At 48.5% G+C, this 18227-nt stretch carries 18 protein-coding genes; 13 read left to right on the plus strand and 5 right to left on the minus strand.

What is annotated here, in order from left to right; genetic code table 11:
• Window positions 1-98 precede the first annotated feature (98 nt).
• The 11 genes from clpP (at window position 99) to LU290_RS00485 (ending at window position 12027) form a co-directional block, all read left to right on the plus strand.
• Window positions 99-716, plus strand: coding sequence for an ATP-dependent Clp endopeptidase proteolytic subunit ClpP (gene clpP / locus LU290_RS00435; protein WP_277809516.1), 618 nt, complete (start codon window positions 99-101; stop codon window positions 714-716).
• A gap of 9 nt (window positions 717-725) precedes the next feature.
• The gene (gene clpX, locus LU290_RS00440; RefSeq protein WP_277808625.1) at window positions 726-1973 is read left to right on the plus strand and encodes an ATP-dependent protease ATP-binding subunit ClpX; all 1248 of its coding nucleotides are present in this window, start codon (window positions 726-728) and stop codon (window positions 1971-1973) included.
• A gap of 272 nt (window positions 1974-2245) precedes the next feature.
• Complete coding sequence (fadB, locus tag LU290_RS00445) at window positions 2246-4399, plus strand: fatty acid oxidation complex subunit alpha FadB (RefSeq protein ID WP_277808626.1); 2154 nt, start codon at window positions 2246-2248, stop codon at window positions 4397-4399.
• Between the two features lie 35 nt (window positions 4400-4434).
• Window positions 4435-5607, plus strand: a complete 1173-nt coding sequence (gene fadA, locus LU290_RS00450) for an acetyl-CoA C-acyltransferase FadA (protein ID WP_277808627.1) — start codon at window positions 4435-4437, stop codon at window positions 5605-5607.
• A 526-nt stretch (window positions 5608-6133) separates the two neighbouring features.
• The gene (locus LU290_RS00455; protein WP_277808628.1) at window positions 6134-6640 is read left to right on the plus strand and encodes a hypothetical protein; all 507 of its coding nucleotides are present in this window, start codon (window positions 6134-6136) and stop codon (window positions 6638-6640) included.
• Between the two features lie 238 nt (window positions 6641-6878).
• Window positions 6879-7886: a siderophore ABC transporter substrate-binding protein gene (locus LU290_RS00460; protein ID WP_277808629.1), complete on the plus strand. Its 1008-nt coding sequence runs from the start codon at window positions 6879-6881 to the stop codon at window positions 7884-7886.
• A 327-nt stretch (window positions 7887-8213) separates the two neighbouring features.
• Window positions 8214-8414 (plus strand): hypothetical protein, encoded by a 201-nt coding sequence (locus LU290_RS00465; protein ID WP_277808630.1) that lies wholly within the window; start codon window positions 8214-8216, stop codon window positions 8412-8414.
• A 142-nt stretch (window positions 8415-8556) separates the two neighbouring features.
• On the plus strand, window positions 8557-9543 hold the full coding sequence (locus LU290_RS00470; protein ID WP_277808631.1) for an ABC transporter permease: 987 nt from the start codon (window positions 8557-8559) through the stop codon (window positions 9541-9543).
• Window positions 9544-9552: 9 nt separating this feature from the next.
• Window positions 9553-10518 (plus strand): iron chelate uptake ABC transporter family permease subunit, encoded by a 966-nt coding sequence (locus LU290_RS00475; RefSeq protein WP_277808632.1) that lies wholly within the window; start codon window positions 9553-9555, stop codon window positions 10516-10518.
• A gap of 42 nt (window positions 10519-10560) precedes the next feature.
• Window positions 10561-11259 (plus strand): CPBP family intramembrane glutamic endopeptidase, encoded by a 699-nt coding sequence (locus tag LU290_RS00480; protein ID WP_277808633.1) that lies wholly within the window; start codon window positions 10561-10563, stop codon window positions 11257-11259.
• A 12-nt stretch (window positions 11260-11271) separates the two neighbouring features.
• Window positions 11272-12027: an iron ABC transporter ATP-binding protein gene (locus tag LU290_RS00485; protein ID WP_277808634.1), complete on the plus strand. Its 756-nt coding sequence runs from the start codon at window positions 11272-11274 to the stop codon at window positions 12025-12027.
• A 48-nt stretch (window positions 12028-12075) separates the two neighbouring features.
• Here the strand turns inward: LU290_RS00485 and panF are convergent, their stop codons facing one another.
• On the minus strand, window positions 12076-13512 hold the full coding sequence (panF, locus tag LU290_RS00490) for a sodium/pantothenate symporter (RefSeq protein ID WP_277808635.1): 1437 nt from the start codon (window positions 13510-13512) through the stop codon (window positions 12076-12078).
• The gene (locus LU290_RS00495; RefSeq protein ID WP_277808636.1) at window positions 13502-13777 is read right to left on the minus strand and encodes a YhdT family protein; all 276 of its coding nucleotides are present in this window, start codon (window positions 13775-13777) and stop codon (window positions 13502-13504) included. The genes panF and LU290_RS00495 overlap by 11 nt, the downstream gene beginning before the upstream one ends.
• Before the next feature lie 129 nt (window positions 13778-13906).
• Between LU290_RS00495 and LU290_RS00500 the strand changes: the two genes are divergently transcribed.
• A complete protein-coding gene (locus LU290_RS00500) occupies window positions 13907-14686 on the plus strand; it encodes a nitroreductase family protein (protein ID WP_277808637.1) in 780 nt (259 codons plus the stop codon).
• 181 nt (window positions 14687-14867) lie between these two features.
• Window positions 14868-15344, plus strand: coding sequence for a hemerythrin domain-containing protein (locus LU290_RS00505; RefSeq protein ID WP_277808638.1), 477 nt, complete (start codon window positions 14868-14870; stop codon window positions 15342-15344).
• Window positions 15345-15392: 48 nt separating this feature from the next.
• On the opposite strand, the gene ykgO is transcribed toward LU290_RS00505, so the two are convergent.
• The 3 genes from ykgO to LU290_RS00520 form a co-directional block, all read right to left on the minus strand.
• The gene (gene ykgO, locus LU290_RS00510; RefSeq protein ID WP_277808639.1) at window positions 15393-15533 is read right to left on the minus strand and encodes a type B 50S ribosomal protein L36; all 141 of its coding nucleotides are present in this window, start codon (window positions 15531-15533) and stop codon (window positions 15393-15395) included.
• Between the two features lie 121 nt (window positions 15534-15654).
• The gene (locus LU290_RS00515; protein WP_277808640.1) at window positions 15655-16635 is read right to left on the minus strand and encodes a tRNA dihydrouridine synthase; all 981 of its coding nucleotides are present in this window, start codon (window positions 16633-16635) and stop codon (window positions 15655-15657) included.
• Between the two features lie 4 nt (window positions 16636-16639).
• Window positions 16640-18124, minus strand: a complete 1485-nt coding sequence (locus LU290_RS00520) for a UvrD-helicase domain-containing protein (RefSeq protein WP_277808641.1) — start codon at window positions 18122-18124, stop codon at window positions 16640-16642.
• Window positions 18125-18227: the final 103 nt, after the last annotated feature.

Raw genomic sequence — 18227 nt, forward strand, 5'->3', positions numbered from 1 at the left:
TTTGGGGTATTGTTTATTTGATGGTAGAATAGGCAGAGTTTTTAACATTTTTGGAAAATTCCATGAACATGAAATACAATCCTTTTTATGATCAACTGATGGACAGTTATCATGCGCCCCAAAACGCCCTTGTGCCGATGGTTATTGAGCAGTCGGGTCGTGGCGAGCGTTCGTTTGATATTTTTTCTCGCCTTTTGCGTGAGCGAGTGATTTTCTTGACAGGTCAGGTTGAGGACAACATGGCGAATCTGATCGTCGCTCAGCTGTTATTCTTAGAAGCGGACAATCCTGAAAAAGACATTCATCTGTACATCAACTCGCCCGGTGGCGTGGTAACGGCTGGCATGGCGATTTATGATACGATGAACTTCATCAAGCCTGATGTGTCTACCATCTGCATGGGTCAGGCGGCGAGCATGGGTTCGTTTTTATTGTCAGCAGGCGAGAAGGGCAAACGCTACGCCCTTGCCAATAGCCGTGTCATGATCCATCAGCCATTGGGCGGGTTTCGTGGTCAGGCATCGGACATTGAAATCCATGCCAAAGAAATCTTGCAACTAAAAGCCAAGCTCAATCAGCTGCTGGCTGATCACACAGGACAGCCTGTCGAGCGTTTGGAGAAAGACACTGATCGTGATAATTTCATGAGCGCCGAGCAAGCCAAAGAATACGGTCTGGTCGATGTGGTGCTGGACAAACGCCCATCGAATCTGTAAGGAGTGCGCATGACTGACCTAAATACCTGCTCGTTTTGTGGCAAGAAAAAAGCCGAAGTAAAAAAACTCATCGCAGGCGACGAAGCCAGTATTTGCAATGAGTGTATCGTTGCTTGTGGTGACATGCTGTCTGGCGCAGGCATTGATGATGCCAAGGCAGAAGCGGCGGACGCCAAAACTGAGGCATGGAAAGATGCCAAATTACCAACGCCAAAAGAGCTCAGAGCCCATCTGGATGAATATGTCATCGGTCAAGATGCCGCCAAAAAAGCCTTGTCGGTGGCGGTCTATAACCACTACAAACGCCTAAAATCTGAGCCAAAAGATGCGCAAGCGAGCGATCAAGTCGAGCTTGCCAAGAGTAACATCATGCTGATCGGTCCGACTGGCTCTGGTAAGACTTTGCTGGCGCAGACTTTGGCACGCCTACTGGATGTGCCGTTTGCGATGGCGGATGCGACCACTTTGACCGAGGCAGGCTATGTGGGTGAAGATGTGGAAAATATCGTCCAAAAGCTCTTGCAAGCCGCCGACTATGACATTGAACGCACCCAAAAAGGCATCATTTTTATCGATGAGATTGACAAAATCACCCGCAAATCTGAAAATCCGTCCATCACCCGTGATGTCTCTGGCGAGGGCGTACAGCAGGCACTACTCAAAATCATCGAAGGCACGGTGGCGAATATTCCACCACAAGGCGGACGCAAGCACCCACGCCAAGAGATGATTCAGGTGGACACCAGTAATATCCTAATCATCGTCGGTGGTGCGTTTGCAGGGCTGGATCGCATCATTCAGCAGCGTACCGAGACCACAGGCATGGGCTTTAACGCCACGGTCAAGGCGCAATCAGAGGCAAAAATCAGCGAGCTGTTCCGTGAAGTTGAGCCTGAGGATTTGGTAAAATTTGGTATCATTCCAGAGTTCATCGGTCGTCTGCCAGTCATCGCTACGCTTGATGAGCTGGACGAGGCAGCGTTGGTGCAGATCTTGACTGAGCCGAAAAATGCCCTGACTAAGCAGTATCAATACCTGTTTGAGATGGAAGGGGCGAAACTGACTTTTGAACAAGATGCCTTGACTGCCATCGCCAAGCAAGCCATGAAGCGCAAGACGGGCGCAAGGGGGCTTCGCTCAATCATCGAAAACGCTCTGCTTGACACCATGTACGAGCTGCCAAGTAGGGAGGATGTCAAAGAGGTGACGGTGACTCGTGAAGTGATCGAAGAGGGCGAATCACCCAAGATGGCTTAATGCGCTGCGTTTTGCTACCATGATATCTTGTGATAAGCATCGACATTGCCGCCAGTATGTAGGGAGAAATTAGCCTCACCCCTTCGACAGCGACATTGACTTGATGGCTGTGACTACCTACCCCAAAGTCCATAGTGGCTTTGGGGGTTTTTTGTATGACCCATCAGTCAATTTTCAAAAAATCTTAACCCAAGCCATGAAAATTTTGTTATATTAAATTGGCTAAGTGATGACTGTTAGCATTAAATTTTTTATCACAAAAGGAAATGGCAATGACTGAGCTTTATAATGGCAATAGCCTATCTGTTAGTTTGGCGGACGGTATCGCCAATTTGCGTTTTGACAATCAATCTGAGAGCGTGAATAAATTTGACACGGCGACCAATGCCGAATTTGCCGAAGTAGTGTCTGTGCTAGAAGGGCGAGACGACATTGAGGGTCTGATTGTTACTTCTGGCAAAAAAGTATTCATCGCAGGGGCGGACATCACCGAGTTTGTCGGTCATTTTGAGCGCTCAGAAGATGAGCTAAGATCATGGCTGCTTGCCATTAATGACACCTTCAACCGCTTTGAAGATTTGCCATTTCCAAAAGTCGCCGCCATCAATGGTGCGGCTTTGGGCGGCGGTTTTGAGATGAGCTTGGTTTGTGAATATCGTGTGATCGGCACATCAGGACAAGTGGGTTTTCCTGAGACCAAGCTTGGCATTTTCCCAGGCTTTGGTGGCTCGGTGCGTGCCCCCCGTGTGGTGGGTGTGGACAATGCCCTAGAAATCATCGCTACGGGCAATAACATTCGCCCTGACGCTGCCTTGAAAATGGGCTTGGTGGATGCGGTGGTCGCTGATGAGGCGGTGGAGCAGTCGGCGATCGATTTGGTCAAAAAGTGCATCGCAGGCGAGCTGGATTGGCAAGCTAAGCGTCAAGAAAAGCTTGTACCTGTGCGCCTAAGCCAGCTTGAGCAAGCGATGGCGTTTAACTCTGCCAAGGGCGTCATCTTTGCCAAGGCAAATCCAAAGCAGTATCCTGCGATCGCTCTGGCGGTGCAAAGCATTGAAAAACACGCCAATCTAAACCGTGATGATGCCATCAAGGTTGAGGCAGAGGGCTTTGTCAAGGCGGCAAAAACGCCACAAGCTCAAGCCTTGGTCGGTGTATTCTTGAACGACCAAGCGGTCAAAAAAGCCGCCAAAGACCACAGTAAAAACGCCCACGACATCAATGAAATGGCGGTATTGGGCGCAGGCATCATGGGTGGCGGCATCGCTTATCAGGCAGCGAAAAAGGGCCTGCCGATCATCATGAAAGACATCAAGTCAGAGCAGCTTGATCTTGGCATGAGCGAGGCGAGCAAACTTTTGTCCAAAGAAGTAGAGCGTGGCAAATCAACGCCTGCTAAGATGGGCGAGACGCTTTCCAAGATTCGCCCAACGCTAAACTATGGCGACTTTGGCACGCCTGACATCGTCATCGAGGCGGTCGTTGAAAACGAAAAAATCAAAAAATCGGTGCTGGCCGAGACCGAAAGCCTAATCAAAGAGACGGCGATTTTGGCGTCAAACACATCAACCATCAGCATCACAGAGCTTGCCACTGCCCTAAAACGCCCAGAGAACTTCGTGGGTATGCACTTTTTCAACCCTGTGCATCGTATGCCATTGGTTGAGGTCATTCGTGGCGAAAAAACTTCCGATGAGGCAGTGGCGACCACCGTTGCGTTGGCTCAAAAAATGGGCAAAACGCCAATCGTGGTCAATGACTGCCCGGGCTTCTTGGTGAATCGTGTGCTGTTCCCGTATTTTGGGGCGTTTGATTTGTTGGTCAAGCACGGTGCTGATTTCGTCCAAATTGACAAGGTGATGGAGAGATTTGGCTGGCCGATGGGTCCTGCGTATCTGCTGGATGTGGTCGGCATTGATACAGGCGTTCATGCCAGCGCTGTGATGGCGGCAGGTTTCCCTGATCGCATGAAGCCTGATTATAAGACCGCCACCGATGTGATGTTTGAGAACAATCGCTTGGGTCAAAAAAATGGCGTGGGCTTTTATAAGTACGAAATTGACAAAAAAGGCAAGCCAAAAAAATCGCAAGATGCAACCACTTATGAGCTATTAAAAGGTGTGCAAGACACGCAAAAAGAGTTTGATGATCAAGAAATCATTGACCGTTTGATGGTGGCGTTTTGTAATGAAACGGTGCGCTGCCTTGAAGATGGCATCGTGGCGTCGCCTGCCGAGGCAGACATGGCAATGCTGATGGGGCTAGGTTTCCCACCGTTCCGTGGCGGTCCTTGCCGTTATATTGACCAAGTGGGCGTGGCGAACTTTGTGGCACTGTGCGACAAATACGCACATCTGGGCAAAGCGTACGAAGCTCCACAGCTGCTGCGTGACATGGCAGAGCGTGGCGAGAAGTTTTATGCCTAACTGAATAAAAAAGATGCAATATTTAAGGAAAAATTATGACAGTATTATCTCCAAAAGATGTCGTCATCGTTGATGGCGTGCGTACCGCAATGGGCAAATCAAAAAACGGCATGTTTCGTCATGTGCGTGCCGAGACGCTATCGGCTGAACTGATGCGTGCGCTGATTGCTCGTAATGACTTGGACGCCAATTTGATTGAAGATGTGGTCTGGGGCTGTGTCAATCAGACCTTGGAGCAAGGCTGGAACATTGGTCGTCATGCCAGTTTGTTGGCTGGCATTCCAAAGCATGTGGCAGCTCAAACGGTAAACCGCCTGTGTGGCTCATCCATGCAAGCCTTGCATACCGCCGCCGCCCAAATCATGACCAATCAAGGTGAGGTATTCATCATCGGTGGTGTGGAGCACATGGGGCACGTGGCGATGATGCACGGCGTAGACCTAAACCCAAGTGCATCAAAATCCATCGCCAAAGCATCCAACATGATGGGTCTGACTGCCGAAATGCTTGGCAGATTAAACGGCATCACCCGTGACGAGCAGGATCAATTTGCCCTAAATTCACACCTAAAAGCCGCCAAAGCCACCGCTGAAGGTCGCTTTGCCAATGAGATTGTCGGCGTGGAAGGTCATGATGAGGCAGGCAATTTACAGCTTTGCACCACAGACGAAGTGATTCGTTTTGATGCCAATTTAGAAAGCCTACAAAAGCTCAAACCTGTCTTTGACCCTGCCAATGGTACGGTAACGGCAGGTACTTCATCGGCATTGTCTGACGGTGCATCGGCGATGCTGATCATGTCGGCGGCGAAGGCAAAAGAGCTGGGTCTAAAACCCCGTGCGCGCATTCGTGGCATGGCAGTGGCAGGCTGTGATGCAGCGATTATGGGCTATGGACCTGTGCCAGCCACCCAAAAGGCATTAAAGCGTGCAGGCGTGAATCTGTCTGACATTCAGACGGTGGAGCTTAACGAGGCCTTTGCCGCTCAAGGTCTTTCGGTCTTAAAGGGCTTGGATCTGTACGACAAGCAAGACATCGTCAATCACAATGGCGGTGCGATCGCTTTGGGTCATCCGCTGGGCTGCTCGGGCGCTCGTATCACGACCACGCTACTTAATGTCATGGAGCAACAAGATACCCAGCTTGGACTTGCGACCATGTGTATCGGTCTGGGTCAGGGCATCGCCACCATCATTGAGCGTGTGTGATGAATGATGAGTGATTGATCGCTAAATCGCTAAAAAGCCATTCTTGATGAGTGGCTTTTTATTTTTATGGCGATTTGTTTGAGTGCTTTAAGTCATTTGACCTCTGTCATTTGCGGTCATTTTAATGCTTAATCATCGGTCAATAAATGCTCGATTTGCACTTGGTGGAACGCCTTAATACAAGTGATGGATGATAAAATCATACACAGGCGTGTCATTTATGACACAATTTGTGGTAATTTTTTGGTACTTTTGATGGTTTTTCATGGTATGATAAAGCAAAGTCAAACTCAAACAATGCAGGCAAAATGTACAAGCGGATGTGCGGGCAAGTGGTGATTTTCTGAATGATTGTCACTGAAATTTGTGATTAACATGGATGGGCTGTTGTTGGGGTTTGGTAAGTTTTGCAGTTTTATTTGTCTTTTATTTGTCGTCTCACTGAGTCAAACCTGTCTTTTGGCAAACTCTGTCTTTTGACAAAATTGTTTGATTGGTGAAAATTTTTGAAATTTAAGGAACGATTATGAAATTTCGTCAGCTTTTTTTGACCGCCGCTTTGGCAACAAGTGCCATCTCTGCTTATGCCATGCTACCAACAGCAGAGGCTGAGCAGGCGCAAGCGACCACCCAAGCCGCCCCCAAAGTCGATGAAAAAATCAACGCTTTTTTGGTGGTGCGTGATGCATCGGGCAATGAAACCTTGCGTCCACTGACCATCACCGATGGCGTCAGCCGTGGCGATGTGGTTGAGTATCAAGGGCTTTATACCAATTATGACACCAACCGTGTGCGCAAAATGACCGTCACGCTTGGCATTCCTGAGGGTACGGAGTTGGTCGGCTCGGTTGAGCCTACGATCGTTAGGGCCAGCATCGATGGCAGCCGCTTTGTGAATATGCCGATTCGCACCAGTGTCAATGGACAAGCGCAAGAGCTGCCACTAAGCTACTACAAGGCGCTGCGTTGGACGGTGGAAGATGTGGGCATCGGCGCTACCGCTGTCGTCAAATATCGTGTGCGCATCAACTAACGATCGCCAAGACAAAAAAGCCAAGCCTTTTGGGTTTGGCTTTTTTGTTGTTTTAATGGGCGTGTTTGCTAAGTATCGCCAGTAAAAGACGGCAAGAAAATAAGTGCTTGTAACAAAAAACATTCTCATTATCATTGATATTTTTTGATAAATTATATATCATAAGCAAAGTATTTAATGCCATGTCGTGACGATGGTTTGGCATGATTTTAAAGATTTTAAAGATTTGGAGTGAATGATGAATGTTTCTACCTTGATTCGCCCTGCGACTTTGGGCGTGATGATGGCGTGTGGTCTGACACTCGTTGCTTGTGGTAATGACAAGCCTGCCGCCAACCCAGCCACCACCGACACCACAGCGCAAGCTGACAGCAATGCCGCCACTGGCGAGGTCAGCATCAAGACTGCTACTGGCGAGCAGACCATCAGCACCAATCCAAATCCTGTGGCGGTGTACGACATGACCGCTTTACAGAATTTGACGGCGCTTGGCGTGCCAGTGCAGGGTTTTCCTGACATCAAAGATGACCGTGCTTTGATGCTGAATTTAAAGCCTGAAAACGCCCCAGCGACCACGCAGATTGGCACACTGTTTGAGCCAAATTTGGAGGCTTTGCATGGTCTAAAACCACAAGCGGTCTTTGTTGGTTCTCGCATGGCAAAGCATGCCGAAGAGCTTGGCAAAATCGCTCCGACTTATAATCTTACCATCGACACCAGTGATGTCTATGCCGCCACCAAGCAGCAGCTGACCGACTTTGGCAATGTCTTTAATAAACAAGACGATGCTCAAAAGCTCATCGCCGACATCGATAAAGCGATCGCTGACACTAAGGCTTCTGTGCAAGGCAAGGGCAATGGCTTGGCAATCTTGATCAATGGCAATAAAATGAGCGCCTATGGTAAAAACTCTCGCTACGGCTATCTGCACACGGCTTTTGGTGTGCCATTGGCAGATGAGCACATTGAGGTGGCGGATCATGGTCAGCCGATCAGCTTTGAATACATCCAAAAAGTCGATCCTGACTGGCTGTTTGTGCTAGACCGTACAGCGGCGATCGGCGAAGAAGGTGTGGCCGCTCAGCAAATCCTTGACAATCCTTTGATGCACAACACCAAAGCTTGGAAAAATCAGCAGATTGTCTATGTTAGCCCAGACTCTTATCTTGCCTTTGGTGGCTATTATCAATGGCTAAAAGACGCTAAGATCGTCAAAGACGCATTTGACGCCAAAGCAGCGCAATAAGTTTGACAAAGCGGATGGGGCGCATCAGGCTGTCCAAAGTGCGCTCTTTTGAGCATTTAAATCAAAAAGCAGGGCGAACATGATTCGCCCATGCGACTTTTTGGCGCTTTTTAAATCTTGACGAACTGAGTTTTTGGTGAATTGAGTTTGTGGAATTGTCAATAAATGATAAGTAATTATAATTAGCTGAATGCAAAAAATTTAAATATCCTGCCTTGTCTCTTTGGTCTTTGGCGCTGCCAGTTGGCGTGGTTGTTTTATTTTGTAGATATTAAAAGCAGTGCGTGGTTATAGCTGCTTGCTGGCGGTTTTTTTGATTGGCAGTGTTTGTCGGCGGTACACCAATATGCTGTATGGCGTGGTGCTTTTGGTGAACTTGGCGGCGTATATCTTTGCGATCATCGTGCCTTAGATCGTGCCTTAGATCGTGCCTTAGATCGTGCCTTAGATCGTGCCTTAGATTGTGGCTTAGCCAGCCCAAGCCAAGATGAGCTTGCTTGGCGGCTAAATTTTAAGACATTGGCATAAAAAAGTATCATTTTTTATGCCTACCAAATTTAAAAACTGGTAGAAAGCTTGCACCGCCTGATGGGTAAGTCTGGCAGCGTGTGCAAATTTGTGCCATGTTTTAAAGTTTTTTGACAGTTATTTTACCCAATCATTCAAAATTATGAGCACTTCTACCGCACAGACTGTTTTTTGGCGTTTGCCCATGGTGGTCAATATTGGCGCCATGCTGATTTTGCTTGTGCTGATTGCTGTCAGCATTTCGGTGGGCGTGGCGAATTTTTCGTGGGCGAGACTGCTTGATGATGCAGATGGCAGTTTGCAGCTGCTTTTGACCAGCCGCTTGCCCCGCACGCTGGCGCTGATGCTCACAGGGGCGAGTATGGCAATCGCTGGCATGATGATGCAGGTGGTGCTAAAAAACCGTTTTGTCGAGCCATCGATGGTGGGGGCGACACAGTCGGCGGTTTTGGGGATTTTGCTCACCAGCTTGTACCTACCGACGCTACCTTTGCTTGGCAAAATGGGCGTGGCGACTGTCATGGCATTTTTGGGCATGGCAGTTTTTATGCAGCTCATCAAGCGTCTGCCTGCCACCGATTTTCTCATCATTCCTTTGGTGGGGATTGTCTTTGGGGGTATCATCGACTCGGCGACTTTGTTCATCGCTTATCAGACAGAGATGGTGCAGATGCTGTCGGTGTGGCGGTTTGGCGATTTTTCAAGTGTCTTGGCAGGTCGTTATGAGACGCTGTGGCTGGTCGGTGGGCTGTCGGCGCTTGCGTACATCATGGCGGACCGTTTGACCATCATCGGTCTTGGAGACGGCATTGCCAAAAACTTGGGCGTAAACAAAGAAGCGGTGATGTGGCTTGCCATCGGCATGGTGGCGATGATAAGCTCGGTGGTGGTGGTGACGGTGGGGGCGATCAGCTTTGTGGGCTTGGTCGTGCCAAATATCGTGAGCCGTCTGGTGGGCGACCGCCTAAGAGTGTCGCTCCCTGCGGTGGCAATCTTAGGCTCGTCGTGCGTGCTGTTTTGTGACATCATCGGGCGAGTGATTCGCTATCCTTTTGAGATTCCTGTCTATGTGGTGTTCGGGGTGCTGGGGTCGGCACTGTTTTTGTGGTTATTATCAAGGGCGAAGTAGGGGAGTGTCATGGCTTTTTTAAAAAACAACCCAATACTCATCGCCTTTATCATCCTTGTCATCGGCTGTGGGCTGTATCTGACTTTGAATGTGGTGAGCTGGGATTTTGCCCTGCCGCTACGCACCCGTAAGCTCGTTGCTTTTTTGGTGGTGGGCTATGCGGTGGGGGTGTCCACGCTACTGTTCCAAACGCTCACGCATAACCCCATTTTAACGCCAAGTCTCTTGGGTTTTGATGCCTTATATGTCTTGATACAGAGCCTTATGCTGTTCTTTTTGGGAATGGTGAGCTACACCACGATGCCTGCGGTGGGCAAATTTGCTTTTGAAGTGATGGTGATGATGGCGATGAGTGTTGCCATGTTTCGCTTTTTGCTTACAAAGCATAATCAGGATTTGACACGGCTCATCTTGGTGGGTGTGATTTTTGGGATATTGTTTAGAAGCCTGTCCTACATGGTCGCACGCATGATAAGCCCTGATGATTTTGTGACGGTGCAGGCGCACAGCTATGCCAGCTTTACCGCCGTCAATGTCAATCTACTCATCACAAGCATGGTGCTGTCGGCTTTAAGTTTTGTATACATTTGGCGGCACAGATTTGCCCTAGATGTGCTGATGCTTGGCAGAAACTGCGCCATCAGCTTGGGCGTGCCATATCGCACATTGTCGCTAGGCATTTTGATGACCATTGCTCTTTTGGTGTCGATGGCGACGGCGCTTGTGGGTCCGATTACGTTTTTTGGGCTGCTTGTGTGCGCTTTGACCAACCGCTTTTGTACCAAAATGGCGCATGGCGAGAGGCTGATTTTGGTCAGCTTGGTGGCAAGCAGTACGCTCATCGTGGGGCAGGCGGTGTTTGAGCATGTCTTTAAGGTGGCAGGCGTGCTCGAAGTCATCATTGAGCTGTTTGGCGGCGTGGCGTTTTTGCTACTGATTTTTACACAATATGGCAAACAACGCACAATGCAATAATTCTTAATACATAAAATTTAATCTATAAATTTAGGTTGTTGAATGCAAAATAAACTAAAATCATTGCATTTGTTTGATGTGGTTATTTTGGCGATTATCTTTTTTGGCTTTGCCATTTATAGTTCCAACATGCAGTTTTTTGAATTGATAAGTCGTGAGCAGGTTGCCCCCAAGACTTTGGAATTCAACAGTTCAAGTAATTGGTCGGGGATTTTGAGTGAAATTGCGGCATTATTGGCGGCGTTTGGTTATTTGACCTATCGTAAATTTGATTTTAAACAATTAAATTTTAGTGTCAATCGCTGGACATTGCCAAAAGTGGTGCTGTACATTCTCATTGCAGGAACGGTGGCATCGCTTTATGAGTATTTGCAGTACTGGGCTTTTCCCGAGCTTTATCCAACCACAGAGGCACATTATGGGGCAAGCGAGCATTTTAGTATGTGGTCTGTTTCCTTTATTTTATTTGCTCTGCTAAATGGCTTTTATGAGGAAGTATTTTTTATTGGATTGGTGGCATTGACCACAAAAAAACATTTGCCCCTTGCCATTGTGTTTACTTTGTTTGTGCGATTTGCCTTTCATACCTATCAAGGGTTGGCAGGGGCATTAACCATTACCACTTTGGGGATTGTGTTTTTGTTATTACGCTATAAAAGTGATGAATTGTTGCCATTTACTTTGGCACATTCATTTTTTGATTTATTTGGTTTGGGATTGCCTTTATATTTATTAGAATGACTGGAATTGATGATGATAAAAGTTCAAAATGTCAGCCACAACATCGGCAATTTGGCGATTTTAAAAAATGTCGGTTTTGAGCTACCCGCAGGGCAAATCGTCGCTTTGATTGGGGCAAATGGGGCGGGCAAATCCACGCTGTTTAGTCTGATGGCTCGCATGAATCCTTTGCAGGGTGGGCAAATCAGCTTTGATGGCAACGACATCAACACCACGAGCGACACCGACATGGCAAAGGTGGTCGCCATGCTTGCCCAAGAAAACCACATTCAGGGGCGACTGCGTGTGCGTGAACTGCTCATGTTTGGGCGGTACCCTTATCATCAAGGGCGACCCACGCAGACGGATAAGGATAAGGTCGAAGAGATGATAGCGACTTTTGAGCTTGAGCCACTTGCCGAGCGGTTTTTGTCCGACTTGTCGGGCGGTCAGCGTCAAAGGGTGCTGATTGCCATGGTGGTGTGCCAAGACACCCCGTATATCTTGCTTGATGAACCGCTCAACAACCTAGATATGTACCACGCAGGGCGACTCATGCGTCAGATGAAAGTACTGGCAAATGGCGGCAAAACGGTGGTCATCGTGCTACATGACATCAACCAAGCGTCGCAGTTTGCCGATACGGTGGTGATGATGAAAGGGGGCGAAGTGGTGTCGGTGGGTCGTCCTGTCGATGTGCTGACTGCCGAGAACATGAAAACGCTGTATGGGGTTGATGTTACGGTGCTGATGCATAAGGGCAAGCCGATCATTGTTGATGTGGTGTGATGAATAAAAAAGGACGAAATCTCGTCCTTTTATTTTTAAGTTTTTGAGTTAAATTGTCCGACGCTCGCCGATTTTATTCCCCACCAAAAACGCCACCAAGCCAATCACCAACGCAGGCACCACAGCGTGCAAATCCCAAAGAGTGATTTTAAAATAAGCGATGATGACATAGCTCGTCAGACCTGCCACCATAGACCATATCGCCCCTGTGGCATTGGCTTTTTTGTAATATAAACCAAACAACAGCACCCATAAAAATGTCGCTTCTAGTCCGCCAAAGGACAGTAAGTTTAGCCAAATCAGCATATCAGGCGGATTGAGCATGGCAACGATTGCCAAAATCATGGTAAAAATGAGCGTAAAGCCAGTGGAGTAGCGTTTGATTTTGGTCTCATTTTTGATGGCATCTGGCTTGGCGGATAAATACAAATCTTTAATCAGCGTGCTTGATGACTGTATCAGCATCGAGTCAATGGACGACATAATCGCCGCCATCGGTGCTGCCAAAAATATCCCTGCCACAAAAGGCGGTAGCACCGTCATCATGAGCGTGGGAATGACTTTGTCAGGCACATCAAGCTCAGGCACGACCGCACGAGCCAGTACCCCTGCCAAGTGCATACCCAGCACCAGTACCGTCATCACGGCTGTCCCCACCAAAATCCCACGATGCAGCGAGCGACTGTCCTTATATGCCATTGCACGGATTGCCGTATGGGGCAAGCCAATCAAACCAAAGCATACCAAAACCCAAAACGAAAGCATAAAGGTTGCCGACAATTTGTCATCAACGCCTGTGGGTGTAAGCAGGCGTGGGTCAATGGCTTGCAGGGTTGTCATGGCGTTGTCAATGCCGCCTGTCGCCACCACCGTACCACCCAAAAGTAGCACCGTACCGATGAGCATGACCAGCCCTTGCACCGTGTCGGTCAAAACCACCGCACGAAAGCCGCCAATAAAAGTATAAAGCCCAATCACCACCGCAAATAGGGCAATCGACCATTCGTAGGGCAAGCCAAGCGTGGTTTCAAGCAGGCGACCTGCCCCAATAAACTGCACCACCATCATGCCAAAAAACGCAAGAAGTAGGGAGATGCACGCCAAATACACCACGATTTTGTTTTGATAACGAGCAAAAAGTAGGTCGTTGATGGTGATGCTGCCTGTTTGGCGAGCGTAGATGGCAAACTTTTTGCCAAGCGTGCCAAGCGTGAGCCAAATGGCTGGCACTTGAATCATGGACAACAGCACCCAGCCCAAGCCATACTTATAAGCTGCCCCCGGTCCACCGATGAACGAGCTTGCCGACACATAAGTCGCCACTGTGGTCATCGCCAGCACAAAACCGCCCATAGAGCGACCACCGACATAGTATTCATTTAAAAATCCGCCCTGACTTCGCTGTTGGTAGGCATGCCACGCCACGCCAAACACGAACGCCAAATACAGCACCAATGGGATTAAAATTTGCACATTAAGCGTCATGATTGTCTCCAGTGGCGTCCAAATCAAGGTCTTGATACACAGCCTTTAATACCGCCAAGGTGATGACGATAAATAAAATCGGCAAAAACACACAGCTTAATTCAAACCACAGCGGAAAGCCAAATACGCCTGTACCATTTGGCATAAAATAGGCAAAAATAACCCAGCCTGCCAGATAGAAAAAGGTCAGATACAAAGACCATTTGGCTTCACGGCTGAGCTGGGTGTTAAGGGAAGTGGGTCTGTTGGGTGGGGTGTTTGACATGGCAAGTCCTTAGCAAATGACAAATCGCACGGCAAGTGCGAGCATAGTTTATCATAAAATATGATTGTAAGACTTGGCAAATTGAGATAAAATGAAAAATTTATCCCGCTCAGCGCAGATGCCTCCGCCATGGTTTTTAAATGGCGATGGGACTTGGTGGGCGAGCATCATCTGGATTTGGAGAAAGCCATGAGTCTTTATGACATTTTAAGCCATCGCCGTTCGGTGCGAGATTATCTGCCGACACCGATTGATGAGACGCTGGTCAAGCACAGCTTGGAGCTTGCCACTTTGGCACCGACCAGCTCAAACATGCAGCTTTACGAATTTTATCATGTGACCGACAAAAAGGTGCTTGCCAAGCTTGCCAAAGCCTGTCTGTCGCAAGGTGCGGCGACGACAGCAGCGCAGATGGTGGTGTTTGTGATTCGTCCTGATTTGCACCGAGCGCGCGCCAAGGCGGTGTTTGACTTTGAAAAGCACAACATCAAAACTTACAGCCCTGCCCACAAAGTCGCCAGTCGTACCAAGCGATTTGACAGCTATTACAACCGCTTAATGCCACTTTTGTACAGCCAGACTGCCTTAGTGCCGATGGCTCGCTCGGCGCTGGCACGGACGATTGGGCAATTTCGTCCCATTCAGCGTGATGTGTCGTTTGATGATGTGCGTGTGGTCATGCACAAAAGCTGTGGACTGGTGGCGCAGACTTTCATGCTGGCGATGAGTGAAAAAGGGCTGGATACCTGTCCGATGGAGGGCTTTGATGCCAAGATGGTCAAAGAGGCGTTGGATTTGCCTGAGACTGCCGAGATTAACATGGTGGTCTCGTGCGGCATTCGCAGCGACAAGGGCGTGTGGGGCGAGCGTTTTCGTGTGCCATTTTCTGATGTCTATCGTAAACTATAAGCGTTCGCATTGGCTACATAATGCCACATAATTGTGCATTCATGCTTTGCTGACTTTGTTATAATGACTGGACCGACATCGGTGCGGCTTTGATTTGGCTGCTTTGAGCCTTCATGCGTGATGCGCTGATGGGTTCGGTCATTGGATTTATTTACCACGACTGCAAAAGAGTAAGGACATCATGACGAATATTAACACCAACGAAGACATTTTCACCGCGCTTACTGCCAAGCACGACATTCAGCGCAAGATGTGCAAGGATTTTCAAAAGTACATCGATGCCAAGGATCGCACCAAGGCTCGTGCGGCTTTTGATGAGCTAGAAGCTGAGCTTAAAGCTCATGCCGCCGCCGAAGAGCGTCATCTGTATGTGCCTGTGATGGCATTTGATGAGGGCTTGGAGCTGTCTCGTCATGCCATCGCTGAGCATCATGAGATGGACGAGATGATGGCGACGCTTGGCGATGGACGCACAGGCGATGAGCGATTTTTTGAGACGGCGCAGGCACTCATTGATGAGACGCTGCACCATCTAGAAGAAGAGGAAAATGAATTTTTCAAAGAGGCAAGAAAGCTGCTCGATGTCGACACGCAAAAACGACTAGGTACGCTGTACCAAGCCGAGCATGAGGCTTATGAAGAGCGCCACGAAGACTGACAAGACCGCTACGAAAATCCCGCCTGAGTGCGGGATTTTTTGTGGGCGTTATTTTTTCTTTTTGCCACCTTGTACGGCTTTAAAGCGTGGATTGGATTTGCAAATCACAAAAGTGCGACCACGACGACGGACGATTTGACAATCTTCGTGGCGGTTTTTGGCAGATTTTAGAGAAGATAAGACTTGCATGAGCGTCTCCTTGTGGGAAATTGTTGGGGAAGTTTAATGTTATAATATTACTTTTGCTAATTATACGCCCAATTTTCCCATCATGCAAGTGAAAATTATTCTTGATAAAAATTTTGTCTCATCAATGCCTAAGAGATGGGCAAGACTGCATTAGCGCATGAATGATGTCGCCTTTGGTTTTGAGTCTTTTAATGTCCTGCCAAAGCTCGTCCGCTTCTATATAGCCTTTGGTCAGCATGCCAAGCCATTGTTTGTACCGCCCAACGAGTCCGCCTTGATTGTCCGTGTCGTCATTTAAAAAGTCTAATTGATACGGCACAAGTCCTTGCCAATCAAGCGTTGCTCCATGATGAATATTGGCAATCAAATCAGGACGAGTTACCGCCCCACGCCCAAGCATCAAATGCGGTGTGGCGGATTGCTCTGTACAGCGTTTGGCGTGGTCGGCATTCCAAATCTCGCCATTGGCAATGATGGGCAAGCCAAGATGGGTAAATGGCTCTATTTTTTCCCAATAGGCGGGCGGTTTGTAGCCATCTATTTTGGTGCGGGCGTGAATGGTCAGCCAGCTTGCGTTTGCCTGTTTGACCGCTTGCCCGATTTCGCTCATTTTGGAGGTGTCGGTATAGCCTAGGCGGATTTTTGCCGACACAGGAATGTGGGCAGGGACAGCCTTTCGCACCGCACTTATGATGGCGTACAAAATCTCTGGCTCGTCAAGTAGCACCGAACCGCCTTTATGATTATTGACCGTTTTGGCAGGGCAACCAAAGTTTAAATCAATCGCTTTTGCCCCAAGCTCTACCGCCACGAGTGCAGATTCTGCCATCGTCTGTGGGTTATTGCCAAGTAGCTGAATGTGAACAGGCGTACCACTTGTGGTCTTACCGTCCGTTAATAGCTCTGGCACGGACTTTAAAAAGGCGTGGGCAGGCAAGGGATAATGGGTAACTCGGATAAACTCGCTCACCGCCCAGTCGTAGGGTCGCCCCAAATCAAAGGCGATTTGCGTTAAAATCTTTCGCATTAACGGGTCGGTCAAACCTTCCATTGGGGCGAGCAGGCGGACGGGGTGGGGGAAAAAGTGGCTAAAATCTGTCATAAATCTATTTATAAATCAATTTTTTATCACCAAGTTTTAAGGCGCTGAGTAAATCAACAATATGATGCACATCAAGAATTGTTTTGGCTCGTGTGCAGGCGACATAGAGCAGTCGCAACTCTTCGGGGCTGATTTTGACGCTTTGGCGGTTAATGTCGTACAAAAAATCATCGCTGATTTGCACTCGTCCCCATTCTAGCCCTTTGGCTTTGTGGGCGGTGGAGACAACATAGTCGGCGTGACTTTGGGTGCTTAGGCTTTTGATGGCGTGCGAGATGGTCTGCGTGCCGTGTTCTTCAATGAGTTTGACCCATGTTTTTAGGTCGGAGCCTTCGCCAGTTTCGCTAAATTCCTGCACTTCGCCCCAGTGTTTAAAAAACGCAAGCTCTGGCACGCCATAGGCTGATTTGCCTGTTTTTAGGCTCTCGGCGGCGTGACAAAATCGTAAAATACGGTCGCTGTCGGCTTGTAAGGCGACTTTATGCCCTCTTTTTAAGCCAGATAATAAATGGCTCATGGCGGTGGCGTTGGTGCGACACAAGATGGCGTCCTTGTCGCCATTGGCAAGCAGTTTGGCAAGGCGACTTGGCGTGGCAGGATTGCCTTTTAGGGGGATTTGTTCTTGTAGGGCGGTCAAAAAAACATTGGCGACTTTGGCAATCTCTTCGCCAAAACGAAACGATTGCGTCAGCAGAGTCTGCGGATAAGGCAGGCGTTTCATGGCGTTCAATGCCCCACGCCATTCATAAATCTGCTGATGAGCATCGCCCACATAGATGGTCTGTTTGTCTTGGCGGATCAACGCTCCCATCATCAAAGGGTCTGCGTCCTGAGCTTCATCAAACAAGATAAAATCGGCAGGAATGACGGGATTGGACAGTGTCCAAAGTTTTAAATAAATGTCATGCCCAATGCCCGACTGATGGCGTGGGTCAATGGACTGTAGCCAGCGTTGTTCTAAGGCAGGGTAGAGCATTTCTTGTAAGCGTTCGCCATCTGACTCGCCAAGCCAAGACGGTGGCGTGATGTGGCGTGGGGCGGGGTAGGCGCTGGAAGTTTTACAAAAATTGCTCAAGCCTTCAGAGATGATGTTGGCAAGTTTTGCAGGGGTTAGGACGACTGATTTTTTGATGCCGTCAATCTTGCGTTCTACTTCAATGGCAGACAGCCCCAGCTCGTTTGCCAATTTGGTGGGTGTCAGGCGTGGCAGACTGACTTTGGCGGTCACATCACGATTGACATGACGAAAGGCGAGTGAATGAAAAGTTTGGCAGCGTACATTGGGTGGAAATTTACCCTGCGCCTCTAAGGCGATGGCTTTATTGAATGCCAAATACAGCCCACGCCCACGCATATTTTCACTGATGAGTTTTAGGGTGCTGGTCTTGCCCGCCCCAGCATAGGCGACAATTTTAAATGACTGACCTGTGGTCGCCATTTGTAGGGCGGCAAGCTGTTCATCGGTGGGCGTGTGCTTGGTCTGATTCATGGATAATGTGGGCGATAAAAACGGCTAATTATAGCAGTCAAATGGAATTTTTACTATGGATGATGGGGCGAAAAATGTTTCGCCCCTACGCATCATGGCATTT

It is taken from the genome of Moraxella nasibovis (assembly GCF_029581575.1).
In the GTDB taxonomy this organism is placed as follows: Bacteria; Pseudomonadota; Gammaproteobacteria; order Pseudomonadales; family Moraxellaceae; genus Moraxella; species Moraxella nasibovis.